At 60.9% G+C, this 14,517-nt stretch carries 14 protein-coding genes and 2 pseudogenes; 5 read left to right on the top strand and 11 right to left on the bottom strand.

Features of this window, described 5'->3' with window-relative positions; genetic code table 11:
• Positions 1-219: 219 nt before the first annotated feature.
• A complete protein-coding gene (gene yghU, locus ASE82_RS05765; protein WP_056060146.1) occupies positions 220-1,113 on the top strand; it encodes a glutathione-dependent disulfide-bond oxidoreductase in 894 nt (297 codons plus the stop codon).
• Positions 1,114-1,221: 108 nt separating this feature from the next.
• On the opposite strand, the gene ASE82_RS05760 is transcribed toward yghU, so the two are convergent.
• From ASE82_RS05760 to ASE82_RS19320, 4 genes are all read right to left on the bottom strand, one after another.
• Positions 1,222-1,479: a hypothetical protein gene (locus tag ASE82_RS05760; protein ID WP_156348789.1), complete on the bottom strand. Its 258-nt coding sequence runs from the start codon at positions 1,477-1,479 to the stop codon at positions 1,222-1,224.
• Between the two features lie 241 nt (positions 1,480-1,720).
• Positions 1,721-4,057 carry a hypothetical protein gene (locus tag ASE82_RS05755; RefSeq protein WP_156348788.1) on the bottom strand — a complete coding sequence of 779 codons (2,337 nt, stop codon included), beginning with the start codon at positions 4,055-4,057 and terminating at the stop codon, positions 1,721-1,723.
• On the bottom strand, positions 4,054-5,625 hold the full coding sequence (locus tag ASE82_RS05750) for a hypothetical protein (RefSeq protein WP_162236699.1): 1,572 nt from the start codon (positions 5,623-5,625) through the stop codon (positions 4,054-4,056). The genes ASE82_RS05755 and ASE82_RS05750 overlap by 4 nt, the downstream gene beginning before the upstream one ends.
• 303 nt (positions 5,626-5,928) lie before the next feature.
• A complete protein-coding gene (locus ASE82_RS19320) occupies positions 5,929-6,090 on the bottom strand; it encodes a hypothetical protein (RefSeq protein ID WP_156348786.1) in 162 nt (53 codons plus the stop codon).
• Positions 6,091-6,769: 679 nt separating this feature from the next.
• Between ASE82_RS19320 and ASE82_RS05745 the strand changes: the two genes are divergently transcribed.
• Positions 6,770-6,988 (top strand): hypothetical protein, encoded by a 219-nt coding sequence (locus ASE82_RS05745; protein WP_056060132.1) that lies wholly within the window; start codon positions 6,770-6,772, stop codon positions 6,986-6,988.
• A 254-nt stretch (positions 6,989-7,242) separates the two neighbouring features.
• Here the strand turns inward: ASE82_RS05745 and istA are convergent.
• The 4 genes and pseudogenes from istA to ASE82_RS05730 all read right to left on the bottom strand — a co-directional run.
• A pseudogene (gene istA, locus ASE82_RS05740) lies at positions 7,243-8,172 on the bottom strand (IS21 family transposase); the annotation flags it as partial.
• Positions 8,150-8,323 (bottom strand): annotated as a pseudogene (locus tag ASE82_RS20020) (cation:proton antiporter); the annotation flags it as partial. The pseudogenes istA and ASE82_RS20020, both read right to left, overlap by 23 nt.
• Positions 8,324-8,336: 13 nt before the next feature.
• Positions 8,337-9,026, bottom strand: coding sequence for an HPP family protein (locus ASE82_RS05735; protein ID WP_056060130.1), 690 nt, complete (start codon positions 9,024-9,026; stop codon positions 8,337-8,339).
• 63 nt (positions 9,027-9,089) lie between these two features.
• Positions 9,090-10,841 (bottom strand): chloride channel protein, encoded by a 1,752-nt coding sequence (locus ASE82_RS05730; RefSeq protein WP_031439592.1) that lies wholly within the window; start codon positions 10,839-10,841, stop codon positions 9,090-9,092.
• Between the two features lie 73 nt (positions 10,842-10,914).
• Here ASE82_RS05730 and ASE82_RS05725 point away from each other — a divergent pair, with 73 nt between their 5' ends.
• Positions 10,915-11,325, top strand: a complete 411-nt coding sequence (locus ASE82_RS05725) for a MarR family winged helix-turn-helix transcriptional regulator (RefSeq protein WP_031439593.1) — start codon at positions 10,915-10,917, stop codon at positions 11,323-11,325.
• Between the two features lie 71 nt (positions 11,326-11,396).
• Complete coding sequence (locus ASE82_RS19310) at positions 11,397-11,978, top strand: hypothetical protein (protein ID WP_152555392.1); 582 nt, start codon at positions 11,397-11,399, stop codon at positions 11,976-11,978.
• 84 nt (positions 11,979-12,062) lie between these two features.
• Here ASE82_RS19310 and ASE82_RS05720 read toward each other — a convergent pair whose 3' ends face one another.
• The 3 genes from ASE82_RS05720 to ASE82_RS05710 all read right to left on the bottom strand — a co-directional run bounded on the left by ASE82_RS05720 (position 12,063) and on the right by ASE82_RS05710 (position 13,318).
• On the bottom strand, positions 12,063-12,359 hold the full coding sequence (locus ASE82_RS05720) for a hypothetical protein (RefSeq protein ID WP_056060128.1): 297 nt from the start codon (positions 12,357-12,359) through the stop codon (positions 12,063-12,065).
• Complete coding sequence (rnk, locus tag ASE82_RS05715; protein ID WP_335337807.1) at positions 12,356-12,742, bottom strand: nucleoside diphosphate kinase regulator; 387 nt, start codon at positions 12,740-12,742, stop codon at positions 12,356-12,358. Before rnk ends, ASE82_RS05720 begins: the two co-directional genes overlap by 4 nt.
• 318 nt (positions 12,743-13,060) lie before the next feature.
• A complete protein-coding gene (locus tag ASE82_RS05710; RefSeq protein ID WP_031439595.1) occupies positions 13,061-13,318 on the bottom strand; it encodes a PepSY domain-containing protein in 258 nt (85 codons plus the stop codon).
• A 236-nt stretch (positions 13,319-13,554) separates the two neighbouring features.
• Here ASE82_RS05710 and ASE82_RS05705 point away from each other — a divergent pair, with 236 nt between their 5' ends.
• Positions 13,555-14,514, top strand: coding sequence for an IS481 family transposase (locus tag ASE82_RS05705; protein WP_056060123.1), 960 nt, complete (start codon positions 13,555-13,557; stop codon positions 14,512-14,514).
• Positions 14,515-14,517 lie beyond the last annotated feature (3 nt).

The following is a 14,517-nucleotide window of genomic DNA, read 5'->3' as shown; positions in this document are numbered from 1 at the left end:
GGCCGGCTGGTCTGGTCGGCCTGTTATAATCGTTTGGGGCGTCCCGATCGTACGGGGCGCCCCTTGTTGCGTCCGCGACGCGGCATGGCGGTGTGGTGGCGGCACTGCGGCGCCCATCGGATCACGTGCAAACCAGCTCACCAGAAGTACTCCGCACTTGCGTCACATTCCGCAACGGCTCACGGCGCCGACAAGGAATAACCCACGCGGAGAATCCTAATGACCGAGACCGCCGATTACACGCCGCCGAAGATCTGGACTTGGAACAAGGAGAGCGGAGGCCGGTTCGCCAGCATCAACCGCCCGATCGCCGGCGCTACGCATGACAAGGATCTGCCGGTGGGCAAGCATCCGCTGCAGCTCTATTCGCTGGCGACGCCCAACGGGGTGAAGGTGACGGTGATGCTCGAGGAGCTTCTCGCTGCTGGTCACACGGGTGCCGAATATGACGCCTGGCTCATCAAGATCATGGACGGCGATCAGTTCGGCAGCGGCTTCGTCGAGGCCAACCCGAACTCGAAGATTCCGGCACTGGTCGATCGCAGTGGCGCAAGCCCGATCCGGGTCTTTGAGTCCGGCTCGATCCTGGTCTATCTCGCCGAGAAGTTCGGTGCGTTCCTGCCCACCGATGGCGCCAAGCGTGCCGAGGTGCTCTCGTGGCTGTTCTGGCAGATGGGGGCGGGGCCGATGCTTGGCGGCGGGTTCGGGCATTTCTACGCGTATGCGCCGGTTAAGATCGAATATGCGATCGACCGCTTCGCGATGGAGGTGAAGCGGCAACTCGACGTTCTCGACCGACGCCTGGGCGAAAGCGAGTATGTCGGCGGCGACGAGTATTCGATCGCCGACATGGCGGTGTGGCCTTGGTACGGTGCTCTGGTGAAGGGACTGGTCTACGAGGCCGCGGAGTTCCTTCAGGTAAACGACTACAAGAACGTCCTGCGCTGGACCGATCTGATCGCCGCGCGGCCCGCAGTGGCGCGAGGGCGGATGGTCAACCGCGTGATGGGTGATCCTTCCAGTCAGCTCCCCGAGCGCCATGACGCTGGCGATTTCGACACGAGGACGCAGGACAAGCTCGACGCCGCAGCGACCGACGGCGCGACAAAGTGACGCTTCGTTCAAGGCACTGAGCGGTCGTTACCCAGTCACCGCTTTTGCGACGCAATCAGAGCGACCCGGATCGATGCCTGCTGCGGCATCGATCCGGGTCGGCTTTGCTTAGCCGTCTGCCATGCCCTGAATGACGAGCCGCGCGGGTCCGACTTCGCGCTCGATCACCGCGGCGGTGAAGCGTTCGATGACGGCGCAGGCGACCGGTCTGGACTGTTGCAGCGTTGAGACGCGGGCCATCGATCGATCGGTTTCCCACTCGACACGAAAGCGTTTCGTTTTGAAATACGCGCCGGCAACAATCGACGGCAAAGGAAAAAACCCTGCTGCGCGCGGGTTGTGAGGTTCGTTGCGCGCTTCCGTCACGAAAGCAGTAGCTGGTGACCCCTACGAGAGGTGTTGCCTACCTCGCAGAACCGCGGAAATCTGCGGATTTGGGATAAAGCGAAACACCTTCGCTGTACCCGCCCGCTGTTCAGCCGCTGTACCTGCCTGCACGCCTCGGGCTGATCCCGCGACGCGATTCGTGAGTAGCGCGGGAGGGGGGCGACGTCGAGCGTTCGAACACGCGACATGGGCCGGACGGGTCGTTGTGGCAGCACTTCGGCTACGGAAGTTTGTTGGTGGCCAGATCGAGCCTGGAGCCTATCGTCGCGTCCATTGCCCGGCGTACCTGGAGAACGGTGTTGCTTGCCAATTCTGCTGGTTGCAGCCCCAGAACCTTCGCGACATCGAACCGTGCCCTTTGCACGAACAGGAGGAACTGACGATGCCGCGCAGGTCCCGCAAGGACGCCCTCCATCGCATCTAGCGTCCAGAGGACCGTCGCCCAGCACTCAAGGAAGTCGACCGGCATCCCTGCATAGTCCTTCGCAATCATCAGGCGAGTGATTGGAGGTCTGGCCCCACAGAAAAATGCCGAGATCACGCGTAGCGCCATCCGCGGCCAGCCCTGTTCCTCCGCGGTCGCTCCCAGGCCAAGCGGCAAACCTTTATGCCTCGCCTTGTGGAGAAGGAGCATCAGCCAGAATCTGACACGAAGCACGTCGCCCGGCCCAAGCGGCGCGGTGTCCGAAGTCACGTTGGTCGCATACGCCCGAACCATGCGCTCGAACTGCTTCGCGTCGACCTGCGAGACGTCGGGCTGCGAAACCTTCGGTGGCGGTTCCGGTTGAGCCTCAGCCCTACTTGTTTCGGCGTTGAGTTCACGCTCTGGATCCTCCTCTGCAGGGTCCATCCACGCGTCGGGGTCAATTGGTTCGGGCACGTCCGTCGCCCTTCCGACCAACATGTTCAGGAAGCTGCGGACGCTGTCCGAGTGCGTTCCGGTCAGGGCCGAATCCTGGCGACTTCCAGACCGTGCATCGGGCGCGCGCGTTTCCATGAATTCGTCGTAAGTGAGTTGCTGGGGCGGGCTCTCCTGCTCGTGTGCATCTGGCTTGCGAGGCCGTGCCGAGACTATAGGCGGCGGCCGGTCATCGAGATCTGCGCGCGCCAGCAGGTCGAAGGCGCCGTGCATCCAGAGGTCGAAATCTTCGCCCGCGTCGAAGGTCGCTACCGCCTTGGCAACCGACCCGGTAGCCACTTCGCGACGCCGACGGCGCAGCACCGAGCGGTGGGCGACGTGAGACGGATTCGAGGTGAATTCGCCCTTTTCGACCACCACGAAGCTGATGCGCTCTGGCTCCTCGATCTCAAGCCGGAAAGACAGGCGAACGGAGGGCTCGCCAGCGGTCACCACGACAAGCTGGGCAAGTTCGCGCCGATTGCGGCCGAGTAGTCGCAGCCGGCCATGTTCGAGAAACCAGCCGGGAGGGTGCCAGCTCAGCACATCCCCCTCCAGTTCGAACGTCCCGCCTTTGCGCGACGCGATCTCCTTCAGCGGGATCGGAGGAGAGGCGTCTCGCTGGTCGATCTCATTGGCGTTCACGACATCGGTAGCCATGCATTCGGAGAGACCAAGGGCGGCGAGGGCCCGATCGCGAGGCAGGAGGCGGTAGATGCACGCTTCCGCGTTCGAGCCACCGAAGGTTCCGTTTCCAAGGGCTGCCCAGGTGCAGTTCGCGCTTCCCACCAACACGTGGTCGTGGGTCGCAGTCGACGCGATCAGGAACTTGGCGTGCTTAAATCGGCCTTTGAGGCCGATTGGAAACGTGCGGAATTCAATCCCGGCGGGGCGTGCGGCCTCCAGCGGAAACTCGTGCCCTTCGGTATCCAGTAGGATCGTCGCGCTGGCGGGTTTCAACCGTTCACACAGATACTGCAATGCGTCGAGCCGCGGATCCCAATACGGGCTCGCCACTATCAGACGCTCGACATCCTGGCCCGCGACGAGGTCCGCGAAGCGCCTTCCAATGCCAGGTCCTCCATCGCGTGCCAGGAACGCAATGGCCGACCCGTCCGCCAGACTGTTTAGCGCTGCAGTTGGAGCGGGGGTCAGCCATGGCGCCCGATCCGCCGCCCAGCTCAGTGCGTCGCGGGCCGCACGCTGATCATGGGAAACGAGGCCCGACACGTATCGCCACGCCGACCGCACGATCTCCTGCTCGGCGCTCGGTTCGTCCGTACACTCGAGCTCGACCACGGTTTCCGCATTCCCAGCGAGTCCGGCGGCCGTAATATTCGCCGATCCGACGAACAGCTTGCCCGCCTTGCGGCCGACCTGGAGCACGATCTTGGAATGGAAGAGCCCGTCGGATGATGCTGGAGATGCAAGTTCGTAGTCCCGCCCGAGTTGGACCGGCAATTGTGAACCATCCGACAATGACATCGAGGCCATCCGCTCGTCCGCTATGAGCAGGAAGTTCGTTGCGCCGCTGCCCATGAGCTGCGGCAGCATCACCTGCTCATAGGCCGCGAACTCGACGCAGAAGGTGGTCGCGATAGCGCTGTGGAAGGGCCGCGATCCGGCACCGCGACGTGCCATGCGTTCGGGATATTTCATGCGACGGCGCCGAGAACTGCGCGACCCCTGTCAGTGGCACCGTCCTCGTCGATGAGACCGATGTCGTACAGGAATTGCACCGCAGGTCCCAATCGCGGGGTGGTCGGTACAGCCGAATATCCTCGGCGACGGACCAGTCGTCCGTCCTGCACCTCGAAGAGGAACGTGTAGTCGCGCTGGCGTCGAAGCTTCTGCATCGCGACCCAACTGTGTCGCCGCACGACGCGTTCGACAACATAGCTTGCGATCAGCTCACCGACGGGATGATCCGCGCCGCGTCCGATCCACGCAAGCTCGGTGATGATGGACCTGCCGCCGCCATGTACCTGCAGCTCGGCCTGGATGGTCTCACGCAGATCCGGCCTCGCGGCAATCCTGTGGTCCAGCGCGGCGATCAACCGTATCGCGTCCCACGCCTTCTGCTCCGCCGTGCCGTGCCTGCTCGTCAGCCTCGCAAGCGTGGTCCGATAGTCGAACGCGTGCGGATCTAGGCTCTCGCGCAACTGCGACCACTGTAGATGCGCGACCTCCGGCTCGGTGGCGCCAAGTCGGTCCTGGATCTCCTTCTCAATCTCCGCCGGCGTGCGGCCGGAGTCGAACTCGGCCATCAACTCGGTGGCCCACTCAAGGAGTGCAGCGGCAGCCATCTGGAGGATGTCCTGGCACTGATAGGCCTCCCACCGGACCCGCTGGGCGTTCAGCGCGGGGTCTTCCAACTCTGGTGACGCGAAGATGTGCCAGCGTATCTCGTCCGAGTCGGGCTTGCCGCCGACTGTGTCCGCCGTGCGCAGAACAAGCCGCAGGGACGCCGCTCGACTTGAATCGTTCGTCGTAGCGTCGGACGGAACGAAGAGCATGTTCTCATACACATCCCGCTCGGACGAACCTTCGGGGATTTCGGATGGCACCAACGGCAAGAGCGAGGCGAGCGTCTCGCGCGTCGCCCGAGCGGCCTTGATCGAGTCCAAAGCCAACGCTTCAACCTCAGGCCCGATGGAGGCCCGAAACGCATCGGCCGCCTGCCTCCCGGCGACATTCGTCGCGCGCTGTACGCCATGATCTCCTTGCCGGAAGAGCCCCATCTCCGCCATCTGCGAGTAGTAGGCGCCACCAAAGACACCCAAGGATTGGCGCAGGTACTTCTCCACGTTGGGATTGTTCGATGCCGCCTCGGCGAAGTCGATGGTAGCGTCATCGCCGGCTAGCCGGCGGTCCGCCCATTCGACACCTCCGACGCCGCCCTGTCCCTGCGCGTGCGAGGAGACGAGGGCGTAGAGCGCTTCCGCGCGACGGACCCACGAGCGCCAGGCCTCGAATTCGTCGGTTGCTCCGGCGCGAGCGTACGAATCGCTGACCCAGCAATAATATCCGTAATATCGCATGCGCAGCGTGACGTTGCTGATCCCTGGCAGGAGCGACTGGTAGAGCGAAACACCGGCGTTCTGCATTCCAAGGGGATCCAGACCGCGCTTGTCCGCGCGTTCCGTCCATTCAGGCTCAGCGTTCACCAGAGTCCCCCAACCCGTCACCACCACGCCCCGACGATCCAGGCAACCGGGCGCGCGCATAGAAGCAGCATTTGCGCAGGCGTTTCAATCCCATGCCCAGACTTCGAGCGTCGTGATCGCGCCATTTTGCATTCGCCGGCTGATGCGCAGAGCTTCGGCGTCGCTATCAGTGAAACCACGTAAGCGAGCCTTCGCACTTGCAGCATAATCGCGGGAAGCGCATTCGGAGGACGCCTTTCAGGCATCCTCTCCTAAAACTTTACAGGTCGGCTCTTCGGGGTCGGCCCTTTTTTCGCCCGTTCAATAAAACGCGGAGCAGCAATTTGCGCCGTTGGACGTCTCGAGCAGCCGAACCGCCTTTCTTTAGTGCAATTCGACGTCGACCACGGTCAGCAGGATCGGCGCCTCGCCACCGCGCCGCTCTACGAATTCCAACCGCGCGATGCGGTGTATATCGGCCTCAAATTCGGTGAATATCTCCAGCGACAATTCGCTGCCGATGCCGGCCAGTTCAGGATTCAGCATCCCCTTGATCGCGTCGCCGATGATGAGGAACTCGACCTCTCCCCCGTTCCGTAGTGCCCGTAAATCCGACGCTCTTTCGCTCGGGCACCCAGTAACCGCCGCCGAGTTCGAACCTGATGCCTGGCTGCTGCATCGCGATTGCTCCTGATGTGCGCGTCGGCCTTGGGTCGGTCGGCTGGCCAGGAGTAATTCTTAAGCCGAGGCGACGTCCGGGAATTGATGCTGAGTAGGAGACTATGCCGAGCTCGTTCGGCAAGTCTCGAAAGCTGCGGCAAAATTCAGCTGTCCGCTCCGCACAATTGCGCTTCAGCTTTCGACCAACTCACGCCGTTCTTCAACAAGGCGTGAACGGCGGCGTCTCTCAAAACCCGCCATTCAACCTATGCGAACACAATTTGCGGCTCCGTGACCCATCCCAGCCATCCCTCTATTGAGTGATAGGCGAGTGACCTGCCATGTCGCAAAACACCTGTTTGTCGCACAGTGGTGTTTCAGATCGGGTTTCCGATCAATTGCTTGCCGAACGGCCATTGTGGGAAGGAAAGCAGACCGTCCGGTATTTGGGAGGGCAGATGGCGTTAGCCGACGTCGCCTGGCGCAGCGGCCTCTCTCGAAAAGGAAGGTCTTAGGCATTCCCGTTCGGTTGGGTTAGTGCCCCCAATCAACAGGAGCTAAATCAATGCGTTACGTAATCCGTAAAGACGGCGAAATGTCCACGCTGGGAGTTCATCGAAACAGCTTTGATGAAGCGCTCGCTACCGCTGCCGAAATGATCGCAATGCGCGACGACGAAAACTCAATCGTGGTGGAAGACACTTGGGAAAATCGCACAATCGATGAAACCGAAATCGCCTCATTGATTGATGCAAGGTCGCCTGATCCCATGCCCGAAGCGTAAGGCGGTCCCTAAGGACGGGGCTCCGGGTACAGGCGGGTCTAGCGATTGCGCGCTCTGGCTTGTCTCTGCGCCCTCCGCTTGATCGTCTTGGCGGCCCTCGTAGGTTGGGTGCGCGCCGGACTGCTCTTGCCTTTGGCAACTGGCTTTGCAGCGGTGCTCGGGACGGCGGGTGAAAACCAAGCCTTGAGTTTGGAAAGTGTGTCGCGGATCATTTTCGAGCCTTTAGCCTGATAAGGCGAGGTCTGCCATTCGCCTACCATCACGTCGCGGTAGCCGTACGCGGTCGGTACCGAATAGTCGTTGGTCCGGTAGCGCACCATCGCGGTCGACGACACGCGCGCCGCGCGTTTCTCGCATGGCTCCAGTGGTACGGACGGCAGCGTGCGCAATGCCGATACGTCTGCCGCCAGCCGCTCGGCGATGGTCTGCGCGTGCTGACCGGCATGCTCGCCCTGGCGCGTGCGGCAGGACTCCTCGAACCTGGCGTTCAGGACATCGAAATTGGCAGCGACCGGCACGGGCACCATGAAGTTGTTGCGCGCAAACTTCACCAGCCCCTCGACCTTGCCTTTGTCGTTGCCTCGCGCTGGACGCGCAAAACGGTCCTGAAACAGGTAGTGGCTGACCAACTCGGTGAAGGCGCGGGTGCGCTCGCGCGTTCCATCGCCGCAGATCTTTGCCACGGCGATGGTTGTGTTGTCGTAGAGGATGGACAGCGGCACGCCCCCGAAGAACGCGAATGCCGACACGTGCCCGTCAAGAAACGCCTCAGTCGTCTCGCGCGGATACGCCTTGAAGAAGCAGGCATCCGACTGCGGCAGCGACATGCAGAAATAGTGGATCTTCATCCGCTCTCCGCCGACGACAGCGACCGCTTCGCCAAAGTCGACCTGCGCATGCCCCGGCGGGTGTGCCAGCGGCACGAAGGTCTCGCGCCCGCGCGCCCTGCACAGCCGCACATGGTCCTTCACCATCGTGTAGCCGCCCGTATATCCATGCTCGTCGCGAAGACGCTCAAAGATCCGCTTGGCCGTATGCTGCTGCTTGCCCGGAGCCTCGCGGTCGGCTGCCAGAATCCCGTCGATAACCGGTAGCAGCGTCCCGAGCTTCGGCTTGGTCGGAGGTTTCGTCCGGCGGTATCCAGGAGGCGCCGAGTACAGGCACATCTTCAAACAATGGCGACGCCATCGATGTTGTGACGATAGCTATAATATTGAGCATCAAGAACAGCGCAGGGCCAATTATGCCCTTTTGCAAACCAATGTTGGTGGTGATGAGCTCCATAAGACCACGAGCGTTCATCAGTGTACCAACCGCCATGGCGGTCGCATTATCCCCTCTGCCCCGGTTATCTTGTTGCTCGCCTAGCCGCGTGAAATTCGACCCGTCGAAACAGCAGGTCAAGATCTTCCCGACTTACATCGAAGGTCTCGCCGAGGTCGGCGAGTGCAAGGTCGATATCTGCGGGATGCGGCACGCCCAATCCGGATGCGGTCAGCTCGTGGCCGACGATTGGGATCGGGCGGTGAGGATAGGAATGCCCCGAGGCCTTATGGAAAGCGATGCCGACAAGGATCAAGATAAGAGAATTGACTCCGACCGGCACGAACGGGAACGCGTAACCAGCTCCTAGCACGGCTGGCCCACCGATCACGGCCGTCAGTGCAGCCGCTCCACCGGGCGGATGCAAACAGCGAAGCAGCGACATGGCGAAGATTGCCCCACCTACGGCAACCCCAACGGCCAGATACGGTACAGGCACGAAGCGAGCCGCTGCTACGCCGACCAATGCTGATACGACGTTACCGCCCAACACCGACCAGGGTTGGGCCAACGGGCTCGCTGGGACAGCGAAGACCAGCACCGCGGAGGCGCCGATCGGCGCCACCAGCAACGGGAGCGATGCCCAGTCGTGCAGAGCCATGGCGCTCACGAGGCTGGTAAGCGCAACGCCGATCAATGCACCGACGCACGCGAAGAGGCGGTCTCGCAATGTCGCGCCAGCGAGAATAGGTACAAAAGAGAATGACAGCTTCATTTTTCAGTTCACCTGACCCCGAACAATCTAACTTTTATAGGGAATTCGTAGCGCCAGTTTTGGCTATGTTCGGTCGATCTCTGCGCGTTTGCGGGCGCTTCGGACTTTGAGCAGATCGTGTCGCGAGAGGATGCCAACCACCCGATTGGTGCCGACCTCGACAATGGGGATACGTCCAACACCACTCTCGACCATCAAGTCAGCAACTCCGCCGATCGGTGAGTGAGGGTAAGCGGTCGGCTGCGATGAATCGGATAGCGCCTCGCCTATCGAGGTGTCGGGTAGCTCGCCGTCTACCTGCCAGCGAAGCGCATCGGCCCGGGACACCATTGCGACCAGTCGCCCGCCCTCGTCCACCACCGGATATGTTCGGTGCGTCGCGTCGTCGGCAAAATAGGCGACTGCATCCTTGATCGACATGGTTCCCGACAACACGGCGGGGTCGGGTGTCATCACCTGTTCTGCTTGGAGGAACTCGTACGGATCAACTGTGTATTCCTGGAGAATGTGACGACCACGACGGGCGATTTTCTCGGTGAGTATCGACCGACGCATTACCAGGACACTAATCGCATAGGCTCCCGTCGCTGCTGCGATCGTCGCCGGCAAGGCATCAAAATGTCCGGTCAGTTCGACTGCAAAAAGTGCACCGGTCAGTGGAGCACGCATGGCCCCACTCATCATGGCGGCCATGCCGATCATTGCCCAGAAACCTACCGACCCGGGCAGAAACTGCCCGAGCAGGGCACCCAAGGCGCCACCCATGATTAGCAATGGCGCGAGAACGCCGCCCGACGTTCCCGATCCCAGCGCGACCAGCCAGACGATTGCCTTCACAACCAACAACGCGAGGATGACCCGCACCGCCAATGATCCGTCGAGCAGCGCCTGGATGTTCGCGTAGCCCGCACCAAGAACACGAGCATCGATCAGACCCCCGACCCCAACGACGATGCCACCCAACGCTGGCCACCACATCCAATGCACCGGCAACCGGTGGAACGCATCCTCGACCCGGTAGAGCATCGCCGACAGCAACGCTGCCTCCAGCCCAACCAAAACACCTATCCCGAGGGCTAATCCCTCCGTAGGCCACCACGCCTGCACGGGAGCCGCTGCGAACGGGAAGATCGGTCCAGCTCCCAGCAGCAGGGGCCGCCAGGCAAACGCTACCAGCGTTCCGACAACTACAGGCACGAAGCTGCGGGGCTTCCACTCAAACAGCAGAACCTCGATCGCTAGCAAGATAGCGGCGATGGGCGTGCCGAAGATGCCGGTCATTCCCGCTGCGGCGCCTGCGACCAGCAGGGTCTTCCGCTCGGCCGCGCTTAGGTGGAAGCATTGCGCGAAGAGCGATCCGATCGCACCGCCGGTCATTATGATCGGACCTTCGGCCCCGAACGGACCTCCACTGCCGATCGAGATCGCCGAGGAAAGTGGTTTAAGGACCGCAACCTTGAGCGACAGGCGACTTTCGCCGTATAGAATGGCCTCGATTGCTTCCGGAATGCCGTGCCCTTTGATCTTCTCCGAGCCGAAACGCGCCATCAGGCCGATCAGAAGACTACCGATGACCGGTATCGCGACCACCGCAAGGCCAACGTTCGCGTCCATGATTTCAGCGGGCGCGGCCGATATCCTGCCGAACCAGAACAGGTTGGTGGCAAATGCGATCAGCTTTAAGAGGATCCAGGCACCGAATGCTGCGCCCGTGCCGACCACGACCGCTGCTCCAGCGAGCATGATCATTCGCCAGTCGGCGCTATGATCGGCAAGCCGTTTGGGCTTTGGGATGTTGATGGTGGAAGCCGTCATGCACTCTCGCCGGTTCATAAAGGGCGATCACTATATCGTGCCACGATATACTTCAACGCCTGGGATATGAGTGATGATTGATCGGAATGAGTTAGCCGACGCCGACTATGCGGCGCTTGCAGACTTCCGTTATGCGCTTCGTCAGTTTCTGGTGTTCAGTGAACGAGGCGCGGCTAGCTGCGGCTTGAAGCCTCAGCAACACCAGGCGCTGCTCGCGATCCGGGGGGCTGCCTCCGCGAACGTGAGCGTGGGCTACGTCGCGGAGCGTCTGGCCTTGAAACCGCACAGCGCGACCGGGTTGATCGATCGTCTCGAAACGCTGGGCTTGGTAATACGTAGGCCATCGCCGGACGACGGCCGACAGGCTCTCCTTGAATTGACGCAGAAAGCACAAACGCTTCTGAAACAGCTCTCGGAGACGCATCGCGAGGAGATTATACGGCTTAGGCCTATGCTGGCCGAGCTACTCGCGCGTGTCGATTGATCGAGTTCGTAAGAGGTTCCAATTGCAATGTTTATCGTAATGCGATATATAATGCGGGAAGGAGTCGGCGCATGCAGTTGATCCTCATTGCGGCCGGAGCAATCGGCCTAATCGTAGGCAGCCTGGCGGCCGCGGCGCTGCTTTGCTGGTTACTGTGGTACGTTTTTCGGCTCGCGCTGCATCCGGAATGGGGCGCCCCCGCTATTCTGATTTTTCTGGTGCTAGGCTTATTTGGTGAGTTACCGAAGAGTCAGTTCCTTGAGATGACTTTGACGTTTGCGGTAGTTGCCGCAGTACCCCTCTGGTTCGCGGGCCGCGCTTGGCGCCGGCAACGCAGGCAAGCTCTAAAACGCCGGTGCGAGCAAGGTGTTGACCTTTGGCCTAGTGAGCCAATCGCACCGACAGAAGCCGTTCTTATGCCTCAATTGTACCCAGCGATCACCGCCTGCATTAATGATGAGCGCTCGCCAACTCGCGAGGAGGTTCATGTTGTAGCGTCGAGGCTTTGGCGAGAGGGGTTCGCGCAGCGCTTTGGATCGCAGACAGTGCCGGCAAGCTTTGCTGCGCGACGGATTCTTTTGCGCGCGGCTAGCACTGCCCTGAGCGGAACGGGTGTGAAAAGCGGCACTGCTCGACGTGCGGTAAAGCGTTAACCGCTTTTTGCCGTTACGCTAGAATCGCGACGACGCAGCGCAGCTTGTCGACGCGATGATCGATGTCATGTCTGAGCGGCAGAACTAGATGCTCGCGTCCCGTCCCTCGCGCCGACCGTCTCGTGTGAACACCTCGACCGCTGGCGCGCAATCGCACGTTGCGGGATCATGGGCGATCAGTTCACCGCTCGCGACGACCTCGAACGTTCGCGCATCAATGTAGCGAACAGGCTCGCCATCGAGCAGCGTCAACCAGGCGGCACCTCGATACTGACGTAAGCCAGTATCGCCCTGGGTCATGAAGACATGACAGCGTTCTACCACGAAAAGAGGTGTGCCATCGTCGCCGCTGCATCGATGACGGGCCAGTTCCTCGATCATGCGCCTAAACCCTTATCAGGCTGAGTAACGCTGACGATCCTCAGAGAGCGAACGTGGCCTTCACGATCCGGCCAAGAGATCGCATGGCCCGCGGACATACCGATCAGTCCCGCCCCGATTGGTGTCAGGATCGAAATCCGTCCAGCATCGATATCTGCCTCGTTAGGGTAAACCAGCCGGACAACGCGACGCACACCGCTCTCTTCATCCAAGAATTCGACGATTGAGTTCATCGTAACGGCCTCTGGGAGGATATCAGACGCCTCGTAAAGTTCGGCACGATCGAGCTCGGCCAGAAGCATGGACGAGGATTGGGGATGTCGGTGCTGGGCGCTTAACGCCAGTGCAGAGAGGGAATCACACTCGTCGATCGAGACGTGAATGACAGGACGAGCGTCTAGTTGTGCAGCTTGAGTATCGATGATGCGGTATCCGCTTATTCGAGGCTATGACGCGTCGCGCGCAGCCGGAGCTAATTATTCCGAATAAGGCCCGAACCTTGGCGGCGATCTACCGACAAAGCCCGGGCTAACCGCGTGCGGCGAGCTGGCCTGAGTGGTCGCGAAAACGCTGATGTGTCGCAGGAGCGTACATGAACTAGAGGTGATGCCGTGAGGCCGTGCTGTCAAGGTAACAGGATCTGGACGGAGCAGACGATCGCCGGCAGCGCCAAAACAAGGATGTGGAACACCGTGGTTCACTTAATCGCGATCACGCTCCAACTTGGTGATCTGGCCGGTTTTGGGGTTAACATGGAACTCGTAGCGGATGCCCTTTCGAACAGCTTCGCCTTCCCAATGCCCATCGTCGGCTTCGATCTTGGTAACATTATAGCCCCTCTTGGCGAGGCCAGCAGACGCTTTCTCGCGGCTGATCCAGCCTTTACCCGGTACGTCAGCAAAAGCCGGGGCTGGAGAGAGTACCGAGAGGGCCAGCATAACAAACATCGTATGTTTCATAATCGTACTCCTTTTCAAGAAATACGTGTCGGCAGAATTTTTGTTCAATATGCCCGGTTTGGGCCGCTAGCCAAGGCTAGGTGTTTGATCCCACGGTTTGATGGTGCGATCCTTTCGTTGGAATGGAAGGAAGCCATATGGGACAGGTACGTCACGGGAGCGCCACGACCACGNGCTAGGTGTTTGATCCCACGGTTTGATGGTGCGATCCTTTCGTTGGAATGGAAGGAAGCCATATGGGACAGGTACGTCACGGGAGCGCCACGACCACGCACGCCGTCAGAGCAGCAATACAGCGATCGCAAGCTTCGCTCGCGACGTTGAGCCAGGAACTGGGGATCAACCCCAAGACGGTGGCGAAGTGGCGTAAGCGGGCGACGGTCGAGGATCTGAAGACCGGGCCGAAGGCCCCTCACTGCACGACCCTAACCGAAGCCGAGGAGGCAGCGGTTGTCGCATTCCGGCGTCACACGTTGCTGCCGCTGGACGACTGCCTCTACGCATTGCAGCCGTCGATCCCGCACCTGAGCCGGTCAGCGCTGCACCGCTGCCTGCAACGCCATGGCATCTCCCGTCTGCCGGACATCGAAGGCGACAAGCCAAAGCGACAGCGCTTCAAACGCTACCCTATCGGCTTCTTCCACGTGGATATCGCCGAGGTGCAGACCGCCGAAGGCAAGCTTTATCTGTTCGTAGGCGTCGACCGCACGAGTAAGTTCGCGGTGACGCAGTTGGTCGACAAGGCTGACAGGCGGACGGCTTGGGAATTCCTGGAACACCTGCTGAAAGCGGTGCCGTACCGGATCCACACGATCCTAACTGACAACGGGATCCAGTTCGCCGAGCAGCCGCGCAACCGCAACACCGCCTGGTCGCGGCAGATGCGCTTCGACATGATCTGCGAAGCCAATGACATCGAGCACCGGCTTACCAAGCCGAACCACCCTTGGACCAATGGTCAGGTTGAGCGGATGAACCGCACCATCAAGGAGGCGACCGTCAAACGCTTCCACTACGAGAGCCACGAGCAGCTACGGACGCACCTTGCCGACTTCATGGCTGCGTATAATTTTGCCCGCCGACTGAAGACGCTCAGCGGCCTTACACCCTACGAATACATCGCCAAGATCTGGACGTCAGAGCCGGACAGGTTCATCGTCGATCCGATCCACCATATGCTGGGACTAAACACCTAGGTA

The organism is Sphingomonas sp. Leaf230 (genome assembly GCF_001421745.1).
GTDB lineage: Bacteria > Pseudomonadota > Alphaproteobacteria > Sphingomonadales > Sphingomonadaceae > Sphingomonas.
The sequence above is the reverse complement of the archived record's forward strand: the minus strand, read 5'-3'. Positions and strand labels throughout refer to the sequence as shown.

Coding starts and splice junctions, on each gene's coding strand:
- ASE82_RS05755 (WP_156348788.1), bottom strand. CDS start 4,057: ATGAAATATCCCGAACGCATGGCACGTCGCGGTGCCGGATCGCGGCCC.
- ASE82_RS19320 (WP_156348786.1), bottom strand. CDS start 6,090: ATGCTGAATCCTGAACTGGCCGGCATCGGCAGCGAATTGTCGCTGGAG.
- ASE82_RS05750 (WP_162236699.1), bottom strand. CDS start 5,625: ATGCGCGCGCCCGGTTGCCTGGATCGTCGGGGCGTGGTGGTGACGGGT.
- yghU (WP_056060146.1), top strand. CDS start 220: ATGACCGAGACCGCCGATTACACGCCGCCGAAGATCTGGACTTGGAAC.
- ASE82_RS05705 (WP_056060123.1), top strand. CDS start 13,555: ATGGGACAGGTACGTCACGGGAGCGCCACGACCACGCACGCCGTCAGA.
- ASE82_RS05735 (WP_056060130.1), bottom strand. CDS start 9,026: ATGAAGCTGTCATTCTCTTTTGTACCTATTCTCGCTGGCGCGACATTG.
- ASE82_RS05720 (WP_056060128.1), bottom strand. CDS start 12,359: ATGATCGAGGAACTGGCCCGTCATCGATGCAGCGGCGACGATGGCACA.
- ASE82_RS05725 (WP_031439593.1), top strand. CDS start 10,915: ATGATTGATCGGAATGAGTTAGCCGACGCCGACTATGCGGCGCTTGCA.
- ASE82_RS05745 (WP_056060132.1), top strand. CDS start 6,770: ATGCGTTACGTAATCCGTAAAGACGGCGAAATGTCCACGCTGGGAGTT.
- ASE82_RS19310 (WP_152555392.1), top strand. CDS start 11,397: ATGCAGTTGATCCTCATTGCGGCCGGAGCAATCGGCCTAATCGTAGGC.
- ASE82_RS05730 (WP_031439592.1), bottom strand. CDS start 10,841: ATGACGGCTTCCACCATCAACATCCCAAAGCCCAAACGGCTTGCCGAT.
- ASE82_RS05710 (WP_031439595.1), bottom strand. CDS start 13,318: ATGAAACATACGATGTTTGTTATGCTGGCCCTCTCGGTACTCTCTCCA.